This window comes from Paenibacillus sp. FSL L8-0644, from assembly GCF_038008165.1.
Classification (GTDB): Bacteria; Bacillota; Bacilli; order Paenibacillales; family Paenibacillaceae; genus Paenibacillus; species Paenibacillus polymyxa_D.
On record NZ_JBBOYN010000001.1, the window covers coordinates 5457987 to 5482537 of the forward strand.

A 24551-nucleotide genomic window follows, 5' to 3' on the forward strand; every position below is an offset into this window, starting at 1 on the left:
GTCAATTCCTCCAGTTTTCCACTAGATTATCTACAGCAGCCTGCTCAATCGCCAGGCCTTGTGTGTAGCGTTCTAAGAATGTTTCGAACCCCTTAACATCGGAACCGTCAGGATGAATTTCTTGTCCCTCAACATCTCTAAATACTTTTTGGTCGAGGAAGTCTTCCAGACTTTCTTGTTGATCCTTGTTCATCATGTAAGAAGCCAGAATAGCCATACCCCACGCTCCGCCTTCTCCAGCTGTTGACATCACGGATACCGGGACATTCATAGCAGCCGCAACAATTTTTTGTCCGACGATAGGGGTTTTAAATAAACCACCGTGAGCCAGAATGCTGTCAATTGCGACGTATTCTTTCTTCGTCAAAATATCCATTCCGATTTTCAAAGCAGCAAATGCAGTGAACAGATGAGTCCGCATGAAATTGGCCAAATTGAAACGGCTCTCAGGAGAGCGGACAAACAACGGTCTGCCTTTCTCTATTCCGGTGATATTCTCCCCTGACAAATAGCCATAGCTGAGTAAACCACCGCCATCTGGATCCGCTTCCAAAGCCTTATTCAGCAACACACTGAACAATTGATTCGGATCCGCCTTGTGCCCCATGGCCTCATAGAATTCACGGAACAAGCCCAGCCAAGCATTGAGATCACTTGAACAGTTGTTGGCATGAACCATGCCGACCGGATTACCATTCGGTGTGGTCACCAGATCAATTTCCGGATATACCGCTGAAAGGTCTTTCTCTAATACAATCATGGCAAAAACCGAGGTTCCCACAGACACGTTGCCAGTACGTTTTCTCACACTATTCGTAGCGACCATCCCTGTTCCCGCATCACCTTCTGGAGGACAAAGCGAAATACCAGGTTGTAAATCTCCGGATTTATCTAAGATTTTCGCTCCCGCTGCGGTTAGTACACCTGCCTGCTCGCCTGAGATATGAACTTTAGGAATAATATCTTGTAACTTCCAATCGTAGCCTTTGGCTGCAATGAGTTCATCAAACTGCTTAACCATCGACTCGTTATAATCATGTGTAGTCTCATCAATTGGGAAAATCCCCGACGCGTCTCCGATACCAATTGCCTTATCGCCAGTCAGCAGCCAGTGGATATATCCAGCCAACGTCGTCATAAAATCAATATGAGGGACATGTTGCTCTTCGTTCAATATCGCTTGATACAAGTGAGCAATACTCCATCGCTCAGGAATGTTGAATTGAAATTTATCAGTTAAAGCTTTTGCTGCAACCCCGGTTGTCGCATTCCGCCAAGTCCGGAACGGAACAAGCAACTCACCCTTGCTGTCAAAAGCCATATAGCCGTGCATCATTGCAGAGAATCCTATAGAACCAACCGTACGAAGGGTGACTCCATATTTTTGCTCAACCTCTTGCTTCATTTCACGATAAGCCTCTTGCAGGCCCATAATAATACTCTCTAAGTTGTACGTCCAATATCCATCTACCAGGAGGTTTTCCCACTCATAGCTTCCAGATGCGATGGTTTCAAAACGATGATCAATCAGCACTGCCTTGATACGTGTGGATCCAAATTCGATACCAAGTGAGGTTTCTCCCTTAGTAATCGCTTGTTTAATGTCTTGATCCATGCTCACGTTACTCCTCTCTCTGAACAACTGTTATAATCGCATTAATTGAAAGAAGGCGCTTTCTTTTGTTTACAGCCTTAGTATATTTTTTGTGCGTACATTTGTCAACACAAAACCGTAGTTATACTTACAAATAATTTGACAAACCGAGTGTTTTTCTAGTTTTAACTTTAGTATTTATACAGATAGGACAATAGATTATAATAAACTCATAATTATGCTAAAATATGTACATACAAATATTATAGATGCATTAATTAGTATTAGAACAACTTGGAAAGAAGGAATAAAGTGAAACCAAAGTATCAGGTCATCCTTGAGGATATAAAAAGCAATATTCTTTCAGGGGCATACAGCGTAGGAGAACAAATTCCAACGGAATTCGCTTTGCAGGATAAGTATAAAGTTAGTCGTCAGACGGTTCGGAAGGCTATTTTGGAACTATCCAACGAAGGTTTCTTAAGAAGTGAAAAAGGATCTGGCACCTATGTCAGTAACCAATTCCGCTCAAAGACTGGTGGGAACTCCAGTAATAAAACCATCGGAGTCATCACGACCTACATCTCTGATTACATCTTCCCCTCGATAATTCGCGGGATTGAAGCCAGATTAAATGAAGATAATTATTCATTACTATTAGCGAGTACCAATAATGATGTCGCCCAGGAAAAGAAAGCCTTGGAGATGATGCTGTCCTTTGGTGTGGATGGTTTGATCATTGAGCCTACGAAGAGCAATCTATATAATCCCAATATCGCTTATTATCTGACGTTCAAGGAACAGGATGTTCCCTTCATCATGATTAATGCCTATTATGAAGAGTTGGAAGTTCCTTACTTCTGCCTCGATGACGTACAATCCAGCTATCTGGCAACCAAAGAATTGATCGCTAACGGACACACACAGATTGGTATCATTGCCAAAATGGACGATTTACAAGGAAAGTATCGAATGAAAGGCTATATCAAAGCGCTTGGAGAAGCCAAATTACGGTTTCACCCCGAGCAAGTGCTCTCATTCTATACTGAAACGAAGCAGGATTTGTCCACCAATTTGAGGAAATTTCTGACCGAACAAAGAGACGAGTTAAGCGCAATTGTCTGCTATAACGACGAGGTAGGATTAGAAGTTGTACATGTATGCAGACAACTTGGGATATTGGTGCCCGAAGACTTATCCATTATTGGTCAAGATAATTCCTATATTTCCAAGAATGCAAACATCAAACTAACGACATTAACGCACCCCCAGGAACAAATGGGACGTGATGCCGCCGATTGGGTTATTAAGAAACTTCAAGGGAAAAAGGATCTACGTAACCACACCTATTATCAGCCTGTGTTAATTGAAGGAGAGACGGTTAAGAAGAAACTGAAGTGAAAAAGGATATGTAACTGTGGTGAATTTCCGTTTTTTCTGAATGAACCATCGCCCTTTAAACCTAGTGCCTAATTGTCATATGACACTTTGGAGTGACTTGGTATGGTGGGTGGCGAAATGTAACTTGTTGGTATGACAAGTCCTTTGCCATACTTGGTTTTGCCGGACGCTATAAGGCAAAAATACATTTCAAGGAGAAATCATTCATGAAAAAAATGATTCACACCAGTCTCGCGGTTCTACTATTATCTGCTACGGTAACTACCGCGTGTATGGCACCCAACGGCGCATCAGTTGCCGCACCCGTTAACGTACCAGTTGCATCTGAGAAGGCTAGCTTGGAGGGACCGCGAGATGCTAAGGAACTAGAAGCTTTTGCAGATGGCGTTTTTGCGGACAAGATGAAGAAGTATAATACAGTTGGTTCTAATTTTGTGGTCGTTGCAGGTGGGAAAGTGATGCTAAGCAAAGGTTACGGGTATGCCGACAAGGGCAAAAAAATTCCTGTTGATAAAAATACCGTTTTCCAAATCGGCTCTGTTACAAAGTCATTCACTGCATTGGCAGCTATGCAGTTGGTCGATAAGGGGAAAATGGATTTAAAACGCGATATCCAAGAGTATTTAGGAGGAATAAAGGTTCCGAATAAAACAGGAAAAAAACTGACGATGTTTGATCTACTTACATATTCAAGTGGATTTGATGAACCAGACATTTCCATGGAAATGCATCCAGAATACGCGGACAAATATTTTCCGATGAAGAAGTTCATTGCATCAAATATGCCAACTGTTGTCAGGACTCCAGGAGAAGCGTACACTTATGACAATTTTGGTTTCATGCTAGCGGGATATGCTGTAGCAAACGTAACGGGTATGTCATATTCCAAATATATGGAAAAGAATATTTTCAAACCGTTAGGCATGAATTCGACGAATGTGCGGTTTACCCCCCAATTGTTAAGCAGAATGGCTGCTCACTATGGACCAACAGGCGAACTGATACCCTTGGACGGGTTTAAACCAACGGAAAAACCTGAAGGCGGTATCGTCTCAACAGCAGATGACATGGCGAAGTACCTTATTATGCACCTGAACAAAGGCAAGTACAAAGGTAAAGAAGTAGTGAGTCCAAAGAGCATAGAGCAAATGCACACATACCAATTATTCCCTGATAAGGAGTTCCCGGTCACAACAATTGGATTCGAAGGCTACTTCAAAGAGAAGATGAATAATCAGCATGTGATTCTAAAGGGAGGAAATGTTACAGGGCATTCTTCCTTGATTGTTATTCTGCCTGAGAAGAATACAGCAATGTACATGTCCTACAATAACGACTCCATGATGAGTCTTGACGTGTATGAAGAATTTATGAATCATTATTATCCGAGAAAATCAGAACTTCCAAAGTCAACCTACGCGACAATAAGTGAGCAGCAGGCCCAAGACTACGTGGGATTATACCAAAACACGCGTATCGCTGCCTTAAGGACGAAGGTTTCGTATTCGGACGGGAAATTAATAATGGAGACAGGAACATCAGGCAAACATACACTAAAAATGATCCACCCTTTATTATTTGAAGATGAATCAGGTAATAAATTGACGTTTAATAAAAATCAAGCAGGCCATATTGCATATTTGTATTACATGCAACTCCCAGACCTCGTTGCTTATGCGCAAAAAATAAACATTGATTCACCATTTTCTGATGTACCTGCGGATAGTAAATATATTCCATATATAAACAACCTTAATGCTTTGAAAGTCATGAGCGGAAAATCAGCCCACCTCTTCGATCCGAAAGGAACGATGACTCAGAGAGAATTCTCAGAAGTGCTGCTGCGCGCCCACGGGTGGTATAAACAACCTTTCATGATTGAACCGAATACAAAACAGATGATGGCCGGACTACGTAATTATCAGCCTAATTCTCCTATCACTAGACAAATGGCGGCGGTAATGATCCAGAACCTGAAACAGGTTGAGCCTGGAATTAAGGTTAAATTGGGTGGCGAAACGGATGCTTGGGCAGTTAAAGCCATCACAGCTCTTGTTTCCCAAGGTATCATGGACCCGAATACCAAGATCAATTTAGACGGCTCCATAGACTTCCGCTCCAAACAGCTTTTGAAGCGTCAAGAAGCCAGTGCCTTGTTGGATCAAGCATTTAATTACTATACGTTGCCAATCAGTCACTAATTCAAAAGGATTAAGTAAATTTTCTACCGTAAAGGACAGTGCTTACTTCGGGATTAACGAAAAAAAGCGCGAGTGCAGGGGGGATTTCCCCATGACTCGCGCTTTTTGGCTCATCTCGCCCATTCGAGGATGTTATGGGCAAGCAAAAGCCAACCGATAAGGGCACGGTACTAGCAGGCACCTAAGGAGGCGTACCGAAAGTTATTCCATAAGCCCTGCCTCCCGGGCCTTTTGCACTGCTTCCTCTCGGTTGCGAACCCCCAGCTTCAGATAGACCGATGACGCATAGTTTCTAACCGTACCATCGGATAAATACAATTTGGAAGCAATGGTTTTATATCGCAGTCCTTTCGACACGAACTGTAAAATTTCAAGCTCCCGTGAAGTTAAATCATAGGTCGCAGCCACTTTGGTTGTCGACGGAACGTCTCCGCTCTTGGCGGCTTCCAGCTGAGCAAACAATTTGTGCGACATCTCCTGATCGATCAGCGTGCCTCCGCGATAGACCGTACGTATTGTTTCGGCAAGCTCTACCGGCTTCATCGACTTCAATAGGTATCCGTCCGCTCCGCTTCGCAGTGCTTCCAGAGCCTGTCCAGTATCTTCGAACGTGGTGAGAATCAAGATGCGGATGTGGGGCCACGTTTGTTTTATGGTACGGGATGCGGAGATTCCGTCCAGGTTCGGCATGTCCAAATCCATGAGCACCAGCTGAGGCTGAACCTGTCTGCACAGTTCGATGGCTTGCTCGCCATCTTCTGCCACCCCTACGACTTGCAAATCTTGCTGCTCCTCGAGAAGAATCCGTAGACTTTCACGGATAAAAGGCTGGTCATCGACGACCAACAGACGGATGACATCATCCTTAAGCTCCGTTTGTCGTGGCAGGGTGCAGGTAACGAGGGTGCCTTCGCCCGGTTGGGTATAGACGCCAACATGACCTTGCAAATTCATCGCTCGCTCTTTCATGGCGTTCAAGCCGAAACCATCCCGTCCATGTTCCATCCCACGGCCGTTATCTTGAATTTCCAGCCTCGTCTGCTGAGGCTCGAATTGCACTGAAACCGTAATCTCCGTCGAGTGTCCATGACGCACGGCATTCGTCAATGATTCTTGCAAGCAGCGATACAGCGCTATCTTCGCTTGCTTCGTTACAGGGTATTCCTCCCCGAAGGCCTGGAAACGAACCGACACCTTAGCATGCTCCTGAAACTCCTCTGCCAGCTTCCGCAAAGACTGAAGCAGTGGGAGTTCTTCATGCGGCGATTCGATTTGATGCACATAGCCTCTCACTTCATCCATATTTTCCCGGGCCAGGTTCAATAGGGAATCGAGCCGTTTCGTTCCTGTATCCGTCTCTAGCTCAGGGCGCAAGGTTTCCAACCCCATAATGAGGGAAGTGTACGCATGACCGACGGTATCATGGAGCTCTTTGGAGAGCCGATTCCGCTCTTCGGCCAGCGTGATGCGCTCGATTTGGGACAAGTACTGCTCCAGCACCGCATTTTGCTCGCGTATAATTTCACTTTGACGATGATTGACCATCAATAAATGGAAGGAAAATCCGAATGCATAAGCCGTCCCGAATTGAATGGTCATAATCCAAAAATCAATCTGCTCTGCAAGCAGCTTAATTATAGCGGGTAGGAGCAATATCGATAAAGGACCTGACCAAAGATATGTTCTTTGTTTGCTATTAGAGGCAATCAAAAATGCATATACCAGGAATGTGAGGTAGGCTTCTGGAAAGAACAAAACTAAATACAGGCAGAGCCCGCCCGGGATCACAATCTCGGTAAGCAGGTAGTATCTATAATTGAGCTGCAAGCACAGCCAGGGAACGGAAAAAGCAATAAGCTGCCAAAACACAAGAACCCAAAGCGGCAGCGTGAAATGAGCTTGCCGCTCTATGATAGTGAGCAGGAGAGAAGTACTGCAAATCAGGCGGATCATAAGCATGAACCAGTCGTACCAGAACCACTGCTTTACCATATCGAACAAAACCATCAACCCCTAAGAACTATCAGTATGACATTACGTAACTATTATAGAGCAGATCATTATCCAACAATACTTTTAAATCCAGACCGGGACATTCCGGCTACCGGTTCACACTCTTGATCATACGACGGGTGTAGCCTCCTAGCATGCGCGTGAAGCTGTTCGCAAGCCTGTAGCTCACCATAGTGAATATGACTCCTGAGGCCGAAACCAGTACGGATTTTATCACAGTATCTATAGGTACACCCATAAAATAATAATTAAATAGCGGAAAGAGGAGCGGGGTCGCAATCATTGCGAGTGGAGTTATATAAAGCAAGGCTGCACTAATGAGGCTTAAAATCCCCACCGGAAGCTTCAGCATCAGCCAGCCGATAGCGATCCAGTTGCGCCGATTTAGCAGCTCCTTCCTTGCTTGAAGCCAGATAGAGGCATCGGTGTTTATTGGTTTAACGTAAAGCTCTGTGGTAATATCCGTATAGATCTTGGTCTGTGTGCGTTCAAATTGCAGGAAGGTGTTTGTAGTTCGCAAAATGCGAGTAATCAGAGGAACGCCCGCGACGGTAAACGAAAGACTCAAGCCTAATGTAAGAGCGACCAGATAAAAGCAAAAGTAAAACAATCCGGTAGCGAAAGTAAGCAGTAGGAAATAGCCATTTTGAATAAAGCTGACGACGGTTCTTGTCATCAAAGAGCCCACATCCTTTACAAGTAGTCATCGTATCCTACGGCTCTTGATGTCAAATCCGCCAGTGCCATAATGTCATATGACACAAAGCGAAAGCGGTCTGCGAACCTAATGGGGAAAAACAACAGTAGTTACTGTGTGTACGGCAATTTTCGATCGCACGGCTAAACAAAAACTGCCCACCAAAAACTTAGAAGCTTGAAATTTACACTATCCATATATTGAGCTTGTCATTATAAATTGAATAACATTTAGAGATACGTAGAAACCTTATCTCTTGACATTTTATGGAGAATACTATATATATTCAAAGCCAATACGAAAGACAGGAAGGGAGGATCTGCACGCACAGAGTGATCAAAATCAAATTTACGCTCTTTTACGGTGAAGTTCCTGAAGCAAAATTTATGGGTACTTGGAGTTGAATCAGGATGGCAATATGATCGCGCTCTACAATAGGTACGGTGAGGAAATAGACATGTATGGCGGACATGAATTTGTTAGGGTAAGGACACTTGGCAAATTTGATGACCAAGACCGTGATAATTTTTATTCTTTGTTAGAAAGTGATGGTGTAGGATAATCTGCACGATAGGCTGACGATTCCAGTGCCAAGGCACTACGAAAAGTCAGCCTTTTTGATTTTATTTGCCTTATAGAGTTGACCGGCACGTTATCATAATCCCCTAACCTCATCTTGTCAAGAAATAATGCGCGAATGAGCGACACCGTGGTGGAGCCCCCCTTATGCTTTCGAAATATGAATGAATTTCCGAGTATGATGGGCAATTTCACTTTTTCCAATTCATCCCACTTCACGTAAAATGATCTTCAAGGCGTTGCGGGTTAAGCGATATACAAACAATGGACGGAACGTAATGAACAATCGGGAGGTAGAAGATGGACAATCAGGATCAAGATGCAAGAGGAATGAAGAGAGGGGCAATATTAACCGCTCTACTCATCGGTACATTTGTCGCGTTTCTTAACGAAAATTTACTTACCAATGCGTTTCCTGCGTTGATGAGAGAATTTAGCGTTGCTGCTTCGACCATACAATGGTTATCGACGGGATATATGCTCGTGATCGGCGTACTGGTGCCGGTGACCGCATTACTACAGCAATGGTTCACGACTCGCCAGATGTTTATGTCTGCGATGGCGTTATTTTTGGCCGGTACCTGCTTGTGTGCAGTATCCCCGGGATTCGGAATCTTGCTGATGGGCAGGGTTGTTCAGGCTTGCGGGACAGGATTATTGATCCCGTCGATGATGAATACGATTCTCGCTCTCTATCCTCCAGAACGTCGGGGTGCCGCCATGGGTCTCATGGGGCTGGTCATCATGGTCGCCCCTGTCATCGGGCCGGCTTTGTCTGGCTTAATTATCGATACCTTTCAATGGCGATGGCTGTTCTACATGGTGATTCCTGTCGCACTGTTTTCGATGATTTATGCATTCGTGTACTTAAAGAACGTGACAGAACTGACCAAGCCAAGGGTCGATCTTGTATCCATTGTGATGTCAACCGTCGGTTTCGGCTGCGTCACCTATGGCTTCAGCCAAACAAGTGTCTCTCTTGAGCCAGAAGGTTACGGATCGATTGCAATAGGTAGCCTTTTCTTGCTCTTGCTTGTATGGCGCCAGCTTAAGATCAAAGAGCCGTTGATCAATCTTTCCGTATTCCGGCATTCCACTTTTTCTCTGGTTGCGGTATTGATTGTAATTCTGACGATGGTTCTATTCGCCACAACAACTTTGCTGCCGTTCTATATGCAGGATGTGATGAAGTTGACAGCATTCGCGACAGGCTTACTTCTAATGCCGGGTAGCATTTTGAACGGAATGCTGATGCCGGTATCGGGGAAATTACTCGGTAAATTCGGGCCGAGACTCGTCATTGTGCCCGGGCTATTCCTGATCGTTCGCCATATCGTTGTGGCTGTTTACCGGCATCGACAGTGATACAACACAAGGCTCCGTTCTGTTCAATCATATCCTGTTATTCTTAGGCATGTCATTCGTCGTCATGCCGGCTCAGACGACAGGATTGAATCAACTTCCACGTCACCTGGTTCCTCATGGTACAGCCATATATAATACGCTCCAACAGATTGCAGGGGGAATTGGCATCGCATTGTTCGTCGGCATCATGTCGTCTGGAGCCAATCGTTATCTTCACCATTCGCTCAATCCCACTGCGATGCATGAGAAGACACAAAGCATGGTTTCCGGTCTACAAACGGTTTTTTGGATTGAATTTATTCTGGCAATACTTATTCTGGCGCTGGGTTGGTTTATAAAAAGCCACCTGAACATAATTAATTCATTACTAGGCACAGATTGAATCATAAGTTTAAAACCGTACAAGAAGCATGGGCTGTCTCATAAGGGGCGGCCTTTTATTTCGTTGTACCTTAGAACCGCTAACTATAAGGAGAGCTTGATTTCTGCCTAAAAGTTTATTTTCGAGAATCAAGAATAAACATAGATGCATCTTGTCCCATGAATATTTTACTTGCATTATAAAAAGTTTTGGACTGAATATCTCTATATCCTATTTTAGTCATAATGTCAGTCAGCTCTTCTTGATGAAATCCGTTATGAACTATATCTGAAACTACTTTTTCATTTTTATTAAAATCTACGATTAGTAAATGTCCTCCTTCATTTAGAACATCAAATAGCCTTGATAAAACGATTTCAACATCATGAATATGGAGTAGAACCTGAGCCATAAAAATATAGTCCGCATGTAAATCCGTTAGACCTTCCTTTTCAAAGTCAAAACATAATGTATCTGCATTCTGAATGTGAAGATCAGTAATTTTTTGCTTTATTTGATTAATCATGTTTTGTGAAGTATCCAGAAAAAGCATAGAATTAAAATCATTTAACAAGCTCATTCCGACAAGACCTGTTCCACACCCAAAATCAATAGCATTCTTACTATTAGCGTCAACTACATACTCACGAATGGCATCAGATGATGCCTTTGCAATTTGAATTCTTTCAGAAGTGTCATATATATTAGCTATCATTTCAAACTTATCCGTATTTCCCATGATTACCTCCCCAATCCGCCTTAATAAAAAACACAACAATATAGAATGATATTCTATCGAAGCATTAGCATTTAGTCCACATTCTTATTAGTAAGCTCTTAGTCTTGGTCCGTTTCTGTACAATTATGCTTCAAAATTTCCGCCCTTATTTGTGATACGGTTCACCACCCTACCTGTAACGGCAAGTTTAAAGACCACCCCGCTAAAAGGATGGCCTTTAGGACTGCTATTCTATTCTAATTGCCTCGATATAAAGCTCGATTCTCACTTCATTTCCGACGATAACCCCGCCTTTTTCCAGAGGCGAGTTGAATGTCAAGCCAAATTCATTGCGGTCAATACTGGCTGTTGAATGAAATCCTACACGTTCCCGGCCGCGAGGGTCTTTGTTTAGTCCTTCAAAAAAGGTATGAAAAGTGATGGGTTTGGTTACTCCATGCAGAGTTAGATTGCCCGTAAGTTCATATTGCCTTTCGCCAGCAAGGACGCAGCTGGTGCTTTGAAACGTAATGGTTGGATACTTGGCTGCATGAAGGAAGTCGTCACTCTTCAGGTGTTCATCTCGTTGCGATTGGCGAGTTGTAATACTATTTGCATCTATGGAAGCCTGAATACCCATGGTTTTTAAATTGTTGGGGTCAAAACTCAAGATCGCTTGGAAATGCTCGAATACTCCTTTAATTCTACTAATCATTAAATGCGTCACCGAAAACTCGACGGAGCTGTGGTCCGGATCCACTTCCCAATTGATATCTTTCATAAATAAATTCCACCTCTATAATAAGATTTTGAGAAAGGTCGCCCCCTCTCAAAGCACTGCGATATTCGCATACACTTAATATACAAAAACGCTACTGACAACGGGATGTCAGTAGCGTTTTAGCATTTTTTCGGCTTCCTCGTAAATCCGATTTTGGAATACTCAGGCTCCGCCACGTCATAATTAAATCCAAGGTAAGCCCACAGGTGCCCATCATCTGGAGGATGATACTCTGAACCTTATTGGTTCGTATTTTATGGATAATTCATGTACGCCTTCATTACGATTCGTCTTTGTCGAAATAATCATCTGGCAAATGCAGTTCTCGCAAACAACCGATAAATTTTTCTCTGAAATTCGGATTGCTTTTGTATTTCGGCCATACCTCCTTATAGTAAGACAGCAGCTTCTCATGTGGAATAATGCCCCAGTATAAAATCAAGTTATTCAGAACCTGCGGGCCGCCCCCCATCAACATCTGTTCAATGATCTGCCAGCTTCCCAGCTTGTTTTCGCAACTGCGCGCGGCATAGATGGCAGTGGTATGCATTTTCGGGTCGGCGTGACACAAGAAAGGTGCAAAGTTCTGGAGCGTAATCGCACCGTACTCTTCCAAGATATACCCTGCATAACGCAACGTTTCCGGGTCGTGAATCCGGTCAAGCCTTTGCAAGATCACTGGAATAAACTCCGTTAAATCCTCAGTTTTACTGGTAGCGTGCAGAATCTGTAAAGCTTGCAGAAAATCCCCGTGTTCATCCGATTGCAACAGCCCCAGAAGATATTTTCTACCCGTGTCAAAAGAAGTTTGGCAGATGAGCCAAATGGCTGTGGTCCGATTTTTGGGGCTTTGCTCCGCAATTTTTTTCAAAAAAGCAAGGGTTAGCTGAGAGACTTTCTTAAACTTGAACATTCCATCAAGCGCTTTGGCTTGGATTTCTTCGTTTGGAGCGCTCTGATAAATCTGGATCAGCGCATTCTCATCACCCGGCATTCGACTGCCAAACCACCCGATATCATAATCCAGAATAATTTCATCCAGCCAGCGCTCGTACCAGTCCAGAAAGCTGTCTTCATAGACAAAGAAAAAAGGATGATCAGGATGAAAATCGGAGGTGTACACAATTCTCCCCCTATATTTCCCCTCAAGTACGAGATACATGTCGTATTCGCAGCCTTGGGTGCCTATGCACAACATGCCGCCCAACACCTTATTACAGGTGTCGTCGTATTCCTCATCGGGAATGTCCTCGTCCTTGGTCAGGGGCTCAATTAGACGGTTCCATTCCTCTTTGGTCATCCCGGGGTACAGAACGGATTTTGCAAGGAGCGCTTGGCGCTCGGTGTAGGAAGTTGCCTTTTCAATTGAATATATTCCATAATAGGGTCCGGCGCCTCCATTGCCGATGTTCGTTAAAAACAGCGCATAAGGCTCAGGAAGTGTGACCTGATTGTGGGCTTGCCAGTCCGCCAGCTCTTTTGCTGTAAGCTTCTCTTTAACCCTATATTGATGTGAGGATGATCCAAACACTGAGAAACCCGCGTCTTTGCGCATAGCTTGGCTCAGTTTGTTTTTTATTCGATCCAGTTGCGTTTCTTTCTTGCCAAACCACATATTTGAACCCTCCTGTTGACCATAGCCAGGTTTCCTTTGTTTGCTTATCCAGCAATTTTATTATTTTTTCTATGGGACGTACCTCTTTAAAGTGTTATGTATCTAGAGACTCATCAAACGCAGCTCATTTTAAACAACATATCGTGAGGGAGAAAGTAATGAAAAGCCAATTAAGAAATATTACGGTCGACGGTTATGCCTTCGTTTATTGGTACTCAGGCGGGTCTCGCTTCATCCTAAACCTATCTCCGAAAGAGAATAAAAACATCAAAATCACGCTCATCTTTCAGGCGAATCCTCCTGAAGAAGAGCCTCATACTTTTTGGTCCTTTTATGACATTTCAGCCCAAAATAATGAAATAGAAACTGTCATCCATCTAGGTAAACCCAAACATATTGCTGAAATCATCTCTTACTTGATGGCAAAACGACAAGAACTTTGGGTCCAGGGGAAGCCTCACGTTCTGGATCATGCCTGGGATTTACTAAAGGAAATGGGCTATTCCGAGTTAAAACCGATTTGGATTAGACAGTGGTAGTGATAATGGTTTGTGGACTAGCCCCCTTTGACCACTCAAAGGGAGCTTAAAGTTCACAGATATACGATTATTCGTTATCCGGCGTAGCCGGACTGGCCGGGGGCATCAAGCCTTTAACGGCGCCGAGAAACGGGCGAATGGACTTGATCATGCCGTAGCCCATCTTCACGACCGGGAGAAATTTCTGGATCATGCCGAACAGCCGCAAGCCGCCGCCGAGCATACCGCCAAGTCCTCCTGCGCCTGCAGTGGAGCCGCCAAGGCCGCCTAACAGCGAGCCCATCATCGGCAGGAATGCCGACACCTTGGCGTCCGGCTTGCGGGAGCGCGAACGGCCAGACGGTTTACGTGCGCCGCTTTTCCGGTTGCCGAGACGGACGCCCGGGGCATGCGAACTGGCTCTGCGTTTGAGAGATTGGGAATTTTGCCTCCCGGAAGAAGCGCGTGGAGGAGCCCCAGCACTGGCAAGTATCAACCCGCCGCGATTAACGTCGGTGATGTAGCCGACGTAGGTCTCTCCGCTGTGCAGGGTGACACAGACCGGACGGCCTTGAAATTTCTTAGCCCGTGCACGCATCTCCTTCGATTGTGCCATGGAAGTTCACCTCGCTCACTGATTATAATTCAGTTTACGCCAGGGGCGGGCTGCCTGCTTGTGCGAATAGGACATACGCACGCCAAAAATCGTTTGGCGGGCTCACCGCCGTTCAAGTCCGCCCAAGATTCCCACGCTAAATCAAGAGAATTGCCAAAAACCTGCTGCTGGATGTTGTATCTCAGTCGTCCCTATTTTGGCGAAAATATATAGTGACCCAAAACCAAAAGGATAATTGTAATCCTCTTGCAGCAACGTTTCGGGATAACCATCTTCATCTACCTGAAATAAAAAAGAGAATGACTCCTCTTTCAGCTTCGTAAAATAATAGTCTTCATTTTGAATAAGTCTCGGGTTTCCGCCTACTTTGATCAAAAAAGGTTGATCCATCGACTTTTCGTCACGGCTTAGTTTTCCGTCTGAGATTGCATGCTTTATAAGACTCGGGTTAGTAAACATATCTTTGACGCTTTCAGTCGAGATGGGATGCTCCATCACCTTAATCGAGCAATTAGGATAAATGTTGTTTTCCAAATACTCCTCACAGTTTTCAGGGATGAAGATCGAAATCATGCACTCCGGTTTAAAGGGATGGACGAGGCTCAAGTAAAAAACATATTTTGGGTTACCTTTGTGGATGAGGTCTGATTGATCATCAAAGAATTTAGGTGCATTCCCGCCGATCCAGCCTGCACTATGCTCTTTCGATAGGTCAGATTCGGCATAATAAAGAATACAATTTGCTCTCTCAACTAAAATATTCATTTGATTTTCATTAGGCATTTTACAACTCTCCCTCAAGAAACGCGAATACTCTTACTCCGCTGCCTCCGCCAGCCATGCTTGCATAGCCGGAGACTCCGCCCGGTTCAAACGCAGGGCGATTTCGGTATTGATCTCATCCGGCGGCATGACCTCGACAAGGACGCATACAGCCTCTCGCGGTTGATTCAAGGCAAACACGCCTTCATCATCGAGCATTTTCATCGCCAGCTCCATGGCCTTCAGCCTCGAATCAAATTCACAATTCCATTCGTCAGCTTCAAGCTCCGCAATGGAAGGACGCTCCATAAACAATTGTTTAACATCATCGAACTCCTCATCCCTGAAACAACAATAGGGTGAATCGGCATAGGACCATTTGATGAGTTCCGCAATCGTTGATCCCGGCGTGTCGCTTTCGTCTCCTTGCCTGGCCGCTTCCCTCTCCAAGGCCTCCCATGACCAGGCGGAAATGCTTGGCGCATGTCCCTCTCCAGTAGTAAATAGCGCGCAGTAATAGTAACGTTCGCCGTTTTCAAAAAGAGTGCGAAAGGATGTCCTAGCCACATCGGCAATTTCTGCCGCCAGCGCCTCTATTCCTTGCGTCAGTTTCACGACAATCGCCCCTTAGCCCTATAAAATATACATCTTGTTTCCATTACAAGGATTGTTCGTCCTAAATCTTCCTACTATTCACCTGAATCCTGGAAATATGTGCGATTAGGGTTCTAATTCAAGGTGCATCTTGGCTTCCGCCTCATCCCATGGCACCGAGTAACCCGCCCCTTTGGCGCAAAAGATAGAGGAGGATGTATACAGTGGGTCTGCCTCTTTGCGGTAGCCCATCCGCTCTATGACTTCCTCCGTATTATGGCAGCGGTCGTAGCCGCTGAACACGCAGCGGATACTGCCTCGTCCATGCGTAAAGGATGCGAATTCGGCACTGTAGTTCATGAAAGTCGATACAGGCACCCTGCCCGTGACCACCGCTTGCGTTCCGGTTGTCTGCGGCGGATTAAAAGTACCTGAAGCACGCTGAATATCGGACAGCACCCTGCCCATTTCATCGATAGCGACCTTGATTTTAAAATCGTAAAAGGGCTCCAGCAGCACGTTGTCCGCCTTCTCCAGACCCTGCCGTAGTGCTCGAAAGGCAGCCTCACGAAAATCGCCGCCATGGGTATGTTCTTTGTGCGCGCGGCCCCTCAGCAGCGTAATGTTCACGTCGGTGACCGGCATGCCGGTCAGCAGTCCGTGATGCTCCCGTTCATAGAGGTGATTCCGAATCAAATTCTGATAGCTGACATTCAGATCATCGGCATGACATCTGCTATCGAACATGATGCCGTTGCCCCTTGCTCCCGGTTCAATCAGCAAATGCACTTCTGCATAATGCCTGAGCGGTTCGAAGTGGCCGTACCCTTTCACAGCCGATTGAATCGTTTCCTTATACAAGATTTCCGGTTGTCCAAAAGAGATAGCAAAGCCAAAGCGCTCTCTAACAAGCTGCTCCAGCACTTCCAGCTGAATCAATCCCATGACGCGGATAGAAATCTCCTGCAATTTCTCATCCCAAACGACGTTCAGAGACGGCTCCTCCGCCTCCAGCGTGCGAAAAGCACCGAGCACTTTTTGTACATGTATCGAATTGTCGAATACTACCCTCGATTGTAACGTCGGCTCCGAATCGTAAGCTAACTTGTCTGATATCGACCCCAGGCCTTGTCCGGCCTCGGCGGCGGACAAGCCGGCAACCGCAAACAAATCGCCAGCTTCCACTTGTTCCACCGGCTGCGATTTAAGGCCGTTAAACAAGAAGAGCCGCGTAACTTTTTCGTCATATTGAACCCCGCCGCTCTCGTAACTAAGCTGTTCTCTCACCTTCAGCCGACCACCCAACGCCTTAATGAACGTGAGTCTCGCTCCGCCTGCATCGTGCCGAATTTTATAAACCCGCCCCTGGAACGAAGCATTCTCGTCATAAGTGGTTGTCGTCAGCAGATGCAGCTGATTCAGAAATTCAATGACGCCTGTATCCTGAAGCGCAGAGCCGTAAGCACAGGGGAAGAGAAGACCCGCCGCTATCATCCTCTGCAGGGCCTCCAGCCAGAAGCCGGAATCCTCTCTCCCCTCTAGGAACGCTTCCAGCAAGGCTTCGTCCCGCTCCGCCATGCACTCCCGCAGCGGCTCGCCAACTATGCCGTCAGCGAAGCTCTGTGTAATGCAGCATACTTCCCCCGTCAACTGCTGACGGATATCCGCCTCGGTTCTGCCTGCATCCGCACCGATCCGATCCGTCTTGTTGATAAAGAAGAACGTCGGAATCCGATGCTTACGCAGCAGCTGCCAGACCGTTTCCGTATGGCCCTGGACACCTTCAACTGCGCTTACAATCAGGATGGCATAATCAATGACCTGAATCGCCCGCTCCATCTCCGGGGAGAAATCGACGTGTCCGGGCGTGTCTATTATGTAATAGCTATCTCCCTTATATTCTATTACCGCCTGATCTGCGAACACCGTAATGCCCCTTGCCCGCTCGATGTCGTGGCTGTCCAGAAACGCATCCTGATGATCCACCCGCCCCCGCGACCGGATACTGTTCGTATGGTACAGCAGCTGTTCCGCAAAAGTTGTCTTACCTGCATCCACATGGGCGAACAGGCCAATCGTTAGTCGCTTCATAGAATCCCACTTTCAACGCTTCTTGTTAATACTGCTCATTTTATTAAAGCATAGAAATCGGGAGAGTGGGTAGGAGTTGGTTTTGAGTGAGGGTCTTTTTTATAAACAGAGGATAAATTTAACGAGTTACATTTATATTGAGTGATTTCTCCAGATTAAAATATAATTAATATACTATTAAATCTCCCCTTCGAATCTACTCCAACTTGGAGAACTTCGCCTAACCATCATTCCCGACCTCATTATTGTTATAGTCGTCAATAATTGACATCGTTTTACTTGCCACTTCACTACCGAGTGAGGCATACAATTTCTTATCGCCAATCACATAAAATTCTTCTTTAGCTCGCGTCGCTGCAACATTCATCATATTGGGATCAGAGACAGCCCATCTTGCTGCCCCACTGCTATCAGAGTCCGCTCCAAGAACAAAGTAGACGACTTTGGCTTCTTTCCCTTGAAAAGTATGAACTGTACCAATATTCGTTGTCTTCCCGTTTTCTCGTTTTGTGAATTTAATTTCATCTAAAACCTGGGCAAGCTTATAAGCCACATTTCTAAATGGGGTGATCACATAGATTTCATCCGCTAAATCCGGATCTTCCTGCAAACGTTTATCAATCATTCTTTTCAATAAGTCAGCTTGTTCCTTAACAAATTTGTCATTTGCTTTACCGGTTGAATCATACCATTGTGATTTCCCTCGTGCCTCATCTGCTGATTTACCTTGTACCATCAACCCCTCATACGAAATTTCATTTGAAATCGTAAACATCGGATAGTTCGAGCGTCTGTGTACCCAAAGGGGTATGCCAATCCATTCATCCTCATTTTTTTGGAAACCATACTGACTTGTGGCATCCACAATGGTTTGAGTAGAAGCATCAGCAGAAACAAATTTCTCATCGACTTCATAGTGTCTTCCAATTAAGGTTAAAACATTTGAACCTAGCGTCATTACGGGTTTTATTTGTGATGGATCCCCAACGACCATAACCTTTTTACTTCTAAAAATGGCACCAACACTAGCTTGTGGCAGTGCTTGGCCCGCCTCGTCTATAAACAGATTACCTATTGAATCTTCATTAAGATTTTTAAACATTCGACCAAAACTAGCAAAAGTAGTGCTGACAACGGGGATCGCGAAATTCAACCAACTCCATGATTCTGAAATTAGCTGCTGTCCATTCTCTTTTCTCAAGTATTCAGACTGCTTATTCCAAATATTTATCGCGGCTTTTAAATTGCTTTTGTTTTCATACAGGAATTGCTTTCTAACTTTTAAGGCTAGAATAAATAGCTCTGATTGTAATTTACGGAATTTCACTGTAAACCATGGATTAGACTTTTGCAGCTCATCATACGATTGTGAAAAATCTGGTTCCTTAATGCCACTTTGATACTTGAGTTTTTCTAACAATACAATTTCTTGTTCCACTTTTTTAAAACCATTTTGTTGTTTGACCATCCATCGATCGAAGTTAGCTCTTGTGTCCTGAGTTTGTTTTTGGACATACTCACTTTTCGCAACATTTTCCCTTAACCTATTTTCGAGTCGCCTACGGTCATTTAACCATTTCGTTTTTTGTTTAGATAGATCATTTAAATGATCGTTCACATTATTCAGATCTTTGAAGTACTGCTCAACTTTTGCCTTATTAAATATTTTCTGAAGCCACAAAAAACTTGGCTTTTGAGAAGTAACTACGTCATAATTCCTTTTAGCTTGAGCTTGTAGATCAATTAGGTTTTCTATTTCAACAGAAGCATTTGACCAATCCTCTTGGAGATTTTCAATTTCTTGTCCCAGTCTTTCTAGTTCACGTCTCGCTTCTTCTTCCTGTGAGATTAAATCTGTTCGTTTCTTTTTTTCTTCTTGTTCAAATGCAAACATTTGCTCTTTATGCTTGGTTTTTAATTTTCGAAGAGCATACATATTCTCGCTATAGTCTTGCATTTTATCTCTTTCGATTTTTAATTCAGCATACAGACGGGAGAATTCTTGATATACACTTTCACCTGTATTCGCTTGATCATGATCCTCTAAATCTTTTTCGATTGCTTCAATAGTTAAAAGTAACTTGTTCATGTTTGTTGACGCGCCGCCCTCTAACGAGAACACACCCCAATTTTCCTCATGTAAAAACTCACTTTTAATCTCGCGATTCTGTCCAAAACCTTCACCGGTTAATTTAGAATTGGAAACCTCTTTAAAATAATCTGCTTCATCTAGTAGCTTTTGAAAATCGCCCGCAATCGTTTCTTTCTTTGGTAACTCCCTAACAATATTTTGGACCGCCCCATTGTTTGAACTTGCAACAACAATGTTTTTATCTGAAATGGAATGTGGTAAAACACCAAGCTTAAAATCTTTCCAATAAACCAGACTCCCTTTAATCCTTTTATCAGAAAGCTGCACAATTTCCGCTGTCTGTTGTACGACTAAATCAGCAAAAATATCTTTTAACAGTGTTGTTTTCCCTGTTCCTGGCGGGCCATTGACACTACGAATATCATTTTTATCATTTAAAGCTAGATTCACCGCAACCTGCTGCATAAAGGAAAGCGCGAAACCGGGATTACTTGGGAACCGCCCGAGCGGATAGAACTTAGGTTGTAAAATAGTTGTCTCGAAAATTCGGGGGTTAAAATGAACGGACTCTTTATTGCCATCCAGATTGTGCCTATGTCCCGGAAAGCCATTAAAATATCGATCCAAATTTTTATTAGTGATTGTCTTTGCTTTGTTCAGATCTTCAATAAAGAACGAATGTAGATTTACATCTCCGTTATCCAGGTTTTTCACAAATGCATAGCGGAAATTTTCTGCGGAAATTTGATATTTATGAAAAAGCTCAGAGATGGTGGTATGAAAACCTTCTTCAAATTTGCTGTTCAAATCTTCTCTAAATATGTTTTCAACTTTCAAAAAATCTTTCGGTAATTCACCATGTTGGCGGATATAACCACTCATTGTATAAAACAATTTGTCTGCTAGAAAATTCAATTCGTTATCAAAATAGATAGAGAAGGTGAATTTGTCAGATTTACTAACTTCCTCGTAGGTTTTAGCAATCTTGTATTTCTCCCTCAATAGTTCAACAACTTCTTGAAAATCGAAAATATCGAAATATAATGCTAAGCCCGATTTCTTAAAGAACTTATCTGATACATCTTGTTGTTTTTTTTGCTTCATTAAAAAGTCTGAAAAAAACTGATTCCAATCCTCTTCCATTGTATGTATGAGCTTTAGCGATTTGTCTTTTTTATTAATAGAACCTTCGGATAACTGCTCGATCGTAATCCAAGCATTTAAGATATCTTGCCGTTTATTCATGAGTCTCCCCCCATTATCATCTGTAATTACTATTATAAAGCTCTCACCCTGTCATCTAAAGACAAAAAGAAAAGCTCCCCAACTTAGAGAGCTTATCAATGTACCATTCAATTATATAAGATTTCACTGCTTTTAACAGTGTATTGTATTCCACTCTTATTCCAGCTCTGTCTTTGAGTTAATCTTAATGACATTGTGCATGTGCAGGTTTACTAAATGCTTGTCATTTCCTGTTGTTATTATTTTTCAGAACGCCCAACGAAGCGCTGAATATCTTCCCCAATCAAGGCCAGCGCATCTCTCCAGAACTCTGGTGAACGCACATCGATACCCATTAACTGCCCGGCATCTGCAACCATGGTGGTGCTGCTGGCGGCCAGGAAGGCTTGAAATTGCTCGGCGAATCCGCCTTCACGTTTCTTATACTGCGCGAATAGCCCTTTAGAGAACAACAGCCCGAACGAATACGGGAAATTCAGAAACTCATTGCCTGTCATATAATAACCAGCCTTGCTAACCCACTGGTAAGAATGAATAGAATCGGGGTCAATACTGCTTCCATAGGCCGCAGACATGGCATCCTGCATCAGGCTGTTCAGTTCTTCCACCGTTAGCGAGCCTGATTTCCTATGCTCATAAAGCTGGCTTTCAAACAGATAACGGGCATAGAAATCAATGATATAATAACCGGCATCCGAGAGGCTCCGCTCCAGGATCGGCAAGACTTCTCCTTCCGATGCACTCAGCAGTAACTCTTGATTAATCAGACCCTCACAAAAGATCGACGCCGTCTCGGCAATCGGAATCGGATAATCTATATTGACCATAGTCTTTCCGGCAAGACAGCTGCTATGGTAGGCATGACCAATCTCATGCGCCAGTATACCAACATCCATATAGCTCCCGGTGAAGCTGGTTATAATCCGGCTCTCTTGGATTGGTGCGATATCAATGCACATGCCAAAGTTCCCTTTTCCTGCCCGTGACTCCGCATCGATCCATCTGGAGATGAACACCTTGCGGGCGAACGCACCCAGTTCTGTACTGAACGAGTTAAACCCGGCAACAATAAGCTCTTGTGCCTCCGGGTAGCTAATTTTGACGGAAGAATCCTCGCCAACCGGAGCAAAGATATCATGGAAAGGGAGCGGTCCTGCGTGGCCCAGAAGCTTTGCTTTGTGAAGATAATACTGATGAAAGGCAGGCAGGCTCTCCTTAATCGCTTGCAGCATTGCTTCCAGCGTCTCCTGATCCATACGTGAGGTCTCCAGTACTTTATGCAGCGGCGATTTGTACCCTCTTAGCTCATAGATTCCTATCGCCTCTCCACACACCGCATTAAGACAAGCTGCACTCTGTTCGGCAACACTGCGGCAAGCCTTGGCTTCCGCTTCATATGCCGCCTGCCTAACCTGAGAATCATGGTCGTACACCAGATTGCGCAGCTCCGTCAAAGACAGCTGATGCGCTGCCCCTTTCATCTCCACCTCTACACGCAAGGTAGACTGTATCTTCATGTACAGCCTCTCCCACGCTTTGGCGCCGGTAAGCTGCATCCGGGCAATGACTGCCTCGGCTTCTTCACTGAGCAAATACCTTGACTGCTGCTGCAGCTGACGCAAATAAAAAGCATGCCGACCCACATACTCACCCGAGCCAATAATAGTATCAAGCTCTTCCCCACTCATGCTTGCCAGCCATTTGCTGAAACTTGCTAGAGCTTCTTCGGAACCCGCGGCCATTTCTTCCAATACATCCATCTGATTTGCTGCTTCTGTATTCCCGTTGTCAATGCTGAATACCAGTTCTGCATAGCTGAATAAGCACAGATACACGCTCCTGAATGCATTATATTGCCTAAGAAAATCTTCCGTTAGAATCTTAGCCTTCTCTTGAGTGTGTAAATGAAGCTTTGCCATCGCACCAAGTTCATCTGCAAGCTCTGCTGCATGTTTATAATCCTTTTGATATTTCTCCGACTGGAATGAGGAATACAGGCTCTTCAAGTCCCATGTTAAGTTCATCGCCGTTAATCTCCTTATCGTAAACACAAGCGATGCTATACGTATCCCGGCAACCGGCCATATCGAACGTATAGCAAGCTGCGTTATATTTTATTGGGATAATTCGAATATTGTATTCTGCGGCTAAGACTTACATGTTTCCACCTCTTCCGGTACTATGTTAAGCAAAGTTAATGTCAAGTATAACACGCCCACTTATTCCCTAATATGTGATAAGTCGCTGACCAATCTTCTTCTTCACTCACACCAAAAAGCCCCGCATCCGCAGGACTCGTCTCATTTTATCTTATTCATACCCTACAGATTGGTTGTAAAATCTATTTCCGACGATCCTCCACGGGCACTCTCGAAATCAATAATGCCAGCAACCTCGTTACCATTCACCAATATATTACCTGGTCTAAAATCCATGTGAACAATGCATGGTCCGTCAGGATCCGGTAAAGCAGAGAAAACTCCATCAAAGTGAAGAATACATCTTTCATACTAACTTAAAACCATCAGTTACATGGTAACCATATCCAGCGGTTTTAACCTCGTGGAGCATAGCATGATACACGCCAATTTGAAAAGAGAGTTTCTCATCAATGTCTCCTGTACAAGGCATACCTTGAATTGCTGAAAGAAGCAATGCTCCAGTAGTACTTTCATCCCCGTACCAAATGTCCAATACCCTAGGAACAGGTATTATACCCTTCAATGTTTCGAGTATCTGAAATTCACGGAATAGTTTATCCTTGTTAATGACTCTGGGACATCTTCAATATTCAAGACGTTCAACTTTAGCTTTTCTATAACTTTTAGAATAGAACTCATATGTAACCTCCTGTTTTGGAGCGATTCTTCCGGTTTGTTTCTCTGAAACCGAATCAAATCCGACTACTTTTTCTCTTCTTCTTGTAAGGTGGCTGCCCCGCCTATTAAACAGGGGATCTCAATATCATCAATGTCCATCATCTTATCCTTCTCTGCATCATAATACTCCCCGAATAAAAACAATGACTCATTTTTCCTGTTCAATAAATAGGGGATAATTTTTTCACAAAATTCTGTAACACTTTTAAACATACACTCTGGGGCAATCCCCGATTCATCGATAACCAACAATTCCTTGTGTTCAATACGAGCAGGGTTGCGATTTAAATGATACAGCTGAAAAGAAGTACCCTCACGATACGCTTTATAAATTGGAACTTCTATGGTTTCGATGAAATCTCCATCCGTATAATTCAAAGTAAACTTTACGGTCATCTCTATTCTCCTTTCAACAAACCTCATCATTGT

19 protein-coding genes and 1 pseudogene are annotated in these 24551 nt (G+C 44.1%); 6 read left to right on the forward strand and 14 right to left on the reverse strand.

All coding sequences use genetic code 11. The features are described from left to right. Nucleotide 1: 1 nt before the first annotated feature. The gene (locus NSS94_RS24745) at nt 2-1615 is read right to left on the reverse strand and encodes a xylulokinase (protein ID WP_069012329.1); all 1614 of its coding nucleotides are present in this window, start codon (nt 1613-1615) and stop codon (nt 2-4) included. A 291-nt stretch (nt 1616-1906) separates the two neighbouring features. Between NSS94_RS24745 and NSS94_RS24750 the strand changes: the two genes are divergently transcribed. Both NSS94_RS24750 and NSS94_RS24755 read left to right on the forward strand, forming a co-directional pair. Further along, nucleotides 1907-2995 carry a GntR family transcriptional regulator gene (locus NSS94_RS24750; RefSeq protein ID WP_029518896.1) on the forward strand — a complete coding sequence of 363 codons (1089 nt, stop codon included), beginning with the start codon at nt 1907-1909 and terminating at the stop codon, nt 2993-2995. Nucleotides 2996-3201: 206 nt separating this feature from the next. Further along, complete coding sequence (locus tag NSS94_RS24755) at nt 3202-5196, forward strand: serine hydrolase (protein WP_029518897.1); 1995 nt, start codon at nt 3202-3204, stop codon at nt 5194-5196. Between the two features lie 201 nt (nt 5197-5397). Here NSS94_RS24755 and NSS94_RS24760 read toward each other — a convergent pair whose 3' ends face one another. Then, a complete protein-coding gene (locus tag NSS94_RS24760) occupies nt 5398-7197 on the reverse strand; it encodes a hybrid sensor histidine kinase/response regulator transcription factor (protein ID WP_341040350.1) in 1800 nt (599 codons plus the stop codon). 100 nt (nt 7198-7297) lie between these two features. Beyond that, a complete protein-coding gene (locus NSS94_RS24765; protein WP_341040436.1) occupies nt 7298-7885 on the reverse strand; it encodes a sensor domain-containing protein in 588 nt (195 codons plus the stop codon). Between the two features lie 287 nt (nt 7886-8172). Here NSS94_RS24765 and NSS94_RS24770 point away from each other — a divergent pair. From NSS94_RS24770 to NSS94_RS26300, 3 genes and pseudogenes are all read left to right on the forward strand, one after another. Then, nucleotides 8173-8468 (forward strand): annotated as a pseudogene (locus NSS94_RS24770) (hypothetical protein). A gap of 317 nt (nt 8469-8785) precedes the next feature. Further along, a complete protein-coding gene (locus tag NSS94_RS24775) occupies nt 8786-9850 on the forward strand; it encodes a DHA2 family efflux MFS transporter permease subunit (protein WP_445671537.1) in 1065 nt (354 codons plus the stop codon). Nucleotides 9851-9899: 49 nt separating this feature from the next. Continuing rightward, entirely contained in the window at nt 9900-10232 is a 333-nt protein-coding gene (locus tag NSS94_RS26300; protein ID WP_445671538.1) for a hypothetical protein, read from the forward strand. A gap of 115 nt (nt 10233-10347) precedes the next feature. Here NSS94_RS26300 and NSS94_RS24780 read toward each other — a convergent pair whose 3' ends face one another. The 3 genes from NSS94_RS24780 to NSS94_RS24790 all read right to left on the reverse strand — a co-directional run bounded on the left by NSS94_RS24780 (nt 10348) and on the right by NSS94_RS24790 (nt 13325). Beyond that, nucleotides 10348-10950 carry a class I SAM-dependent methyltransferase gene (locus NSS94_RS24780; protein WP_318627787.1) on the reverse strand — a complete coding sequence of 201 codons (603 nt, stop codon included), beginning with the start codon at nt 10948-10950 and terminating at the stop codon, nt 10348-10350. A 226-nt stretch (nt 10951-11176) separates the two neighbouring features. After that, a complete protein-coding gene (locus NSS94_RS24785; RefSeq protein ID WP_029518903.1) occupies nt 11177-11710 on the reverse strand; it encodes a YceI family protein in 534 nt (177 codons plus the stop codon). A gap of 280 nt (nt 11711-11990) precedes the next feature. Further along, nucleotides 11991-13325, reverse strand: a complete 1335-nt coding sequence (locus tag NSS94_RS24790) for an SMI1/KNR4 family protein (RefSeq protein WP_318627788.1) — start codon at nt 13323-13325, stop codon at nt 11991-11993. A 158-nt stretch (nt 13326-13483) separates the two neighbouring features. Here NSS94_RS24790 and NSS94_RS24795 point away from each other — a divergent pair, with 158 nt between their 5' ends. Next, nucleotides 13484-13864, forward strand: coding sequence for a hypothetical protein (locus NSS94_RS24795; protein WP_069012335.1), 381 nt, complete (start codon nt 13484-13486; stop codon nt 13862-13864). Between the two features lie 67 nt (nt 13865-13931). Here the strand turns inward: NSS94_RS24795 and NSS94_RS24800 are convergent, their stop codons facing one another. The 8 genes from NSS94_RS24800 to NSS94_RS24835 form a co-directional block, all read right to left on the reverse strand. Then, complete coding sequence (locus tag NSS94_RS24800) at nt 13932-14459, reverse strand: hypothetical protein (protein ID WP_069012336.1); 528 nt, start codon at nt 14457-14459, stop codon at nt 13932-13934. Between the two features lie 141 nt (nt 14460-14600). Beyond that, nucleotides 14601-15242, reverse strand: coding sequence for a hypothetical protein (locus NSS94_RS24805; protein WP_318627790.1), 642 nt, complete (start codon nt 15240-15242; stop codon nt 14601-14603). A 33-nt stretch (nt 15243-15275) separates the two neighbouring features. Beyond that, nucleotides 15276-15836, reverse strand: a complete 561-nt coding sequence (locus NSS94_RS24810; protein ID WP_340933765.1) for a DUF4303 domain-containing protein — start codon at nt 15834-15836, stop codon at nt 15276-15278. Between the two features lie 105 nt (nt 15837-15941). Continuing rightward, nucleotides 15942-17906: a translation factor GTPase family protein gene (locus NSS94_RS24815; RefSeq protein WP_340957487.1), complete on the reverse strand. Its 1965-nt coding sequence runs from the start codon at nt 17904-17906 to the stop codon at nt 15942-15944. 220 nt (nt 17907-18126) lie between these two features. Beyond that, entirely contained in the window at nt 18127-21243 is a 3117-nt protein-coding gene (locus NSS94_RS24820; RefSeq protein WP_340957489.1) for a DEAD/DEAH box helicase, read from the reverse strand. A 239-nt stretch (nt 21244-21482) separates the two neighbouring features. Beyond that, nucleotides 21483-23267, reverse strand: coding sequence for a M3 family oligoendopeptidase (locus NSS94_RS24825; protein WP_341040351.1), 1785 nt, complete (start codon nt 23265-23267; stop codon nt 21483-21485). A gap of 297 nt (nt 23268-23564) precedes the next feature. After that, entirely contained in the window at nt 23565-23741 is a 177-nt protein-coding gene (locus NSS94_RS24830; protein WP_318627826.1) for a phosphotransferase family protein, read from the reverse strand. Nucleotides 23742-24146: 405 nt separating this feature from the next. Further along, on the reverse strand, nt 24147-24518 hold the full coding sequence (locus tag NSS94_RS24835) for a hypothetical protein (protein WP_318627795.1): 372 nt from the start codon (nt 24516-24518) through the stop codon (nt 24147-24149). Nucleotides 24519-24551 lie beyond the last annotated feature (33 nt).

Bases quoted from the DNA above. Each gene is read 5' to 3' on its own strand.
- NSS94_RS24745 (WP_069012329.1), bottom strand. From the start codon at position 1,615: ATGGATCAAGACATTAAACAAGCGATTACTAAGGGAGAAACCTCACTT.
- NSS94_RS24755 (WP_029518897.1), top strand. From the start codon at position 3,202: ATGAAAAAAATGATTCACACCAGTCTCGCGGTTCTACTATTATCTGCT.
- NSS94_RS24765 (WP_341040436.1), bottom strand. From the start codon at position 7,885: ATGACAAGAACCGTCGTCAGCTTTATTCAAAATGGCTATTTCCTACTG.
- NSS94_RS24775 (WP_445671537.1), top strand. From the start codon at position 8,786: ATGGACAATCAGGATCAAGATGCAAGAGGAATGAAGAGAGGGGCAATA.
- NSS94_RS26300 (WP_445671538.1), top strand. From the start codon at position 9,900: ATGTCATTCGTCGTCATGCCGGCTCAGACGACAGGATTGAATCAACTT.
- NSS94_RS24780 (WP_318627787.1), bottom strand. From the start codon at position 10,950: ATGGGAAATACGGATAAGTTTGAAATGATAGCTAATATATATGACACT.
- NSS94_RS24785 (WP_029518903.1), bottom strand. From the start codon at position 11,710: ATGAAAGATATCAATTGGGAAGTGGATCCGGACCACAGCTCCGTCGAG.
- NSS94_RS24790 (WP_318627788.1), bottom strand. From the start codon at position 13,325: ATGTGGTTTGGCAAGAAAGAAACGCAACTGGATCGAATAAAAAACAAA.
- NSS94_RS24795 (WP_069012335.1), top strand. From the start codon at position 13,484: ATGAAAAGCCAATTAAGAAATATTACGGTCGACGGTTATGCCTTCGTT.
- NSS94_RS24800 (WP_069012336.1), bottom strand. From the start codon at position 14,459: ATGGCACAATCGAAGGAGATGCGTGCACGGGCTAAGAAATTTCAAGGC.
- NSS94_RS24805 (WP_318627790.1), bottom strand. From the start codon at position 15,242: ATGCCTAATGAAAATCAAATGAATATTTTAGTTGAGAGAGCAAATTGT.
- NSS94_RS24815 (WP_340957487.1), bottom strand. From the start codon at position 17,906: ATGAAGCGACTAACGATTGGCCTGTTCGCCCATGTGGATGCAGGTAAG.
- NSS94_RS24820 (WP_340957489.1), bottom strand. From the start codon at position 21,243: ATGAATAAACGGCAAGATATCTTAAATGCTTGGATTACGATCGAGCAG.
- NSS94_RS24825 (WP_341040351.1), bottom strand. From the start codon at position 23,267: ATGAACTTAACATGGGACTTGAAGAGCCTGTATTCCTCATTCCAGTCG.
- NSS94_RS24835 (WP_318627795.1), bottom strand. From the start codon at position 24,518: ATGACCGTAAAGTTTACTTTGAATTATACGGATGGAGATTTCATCGAA.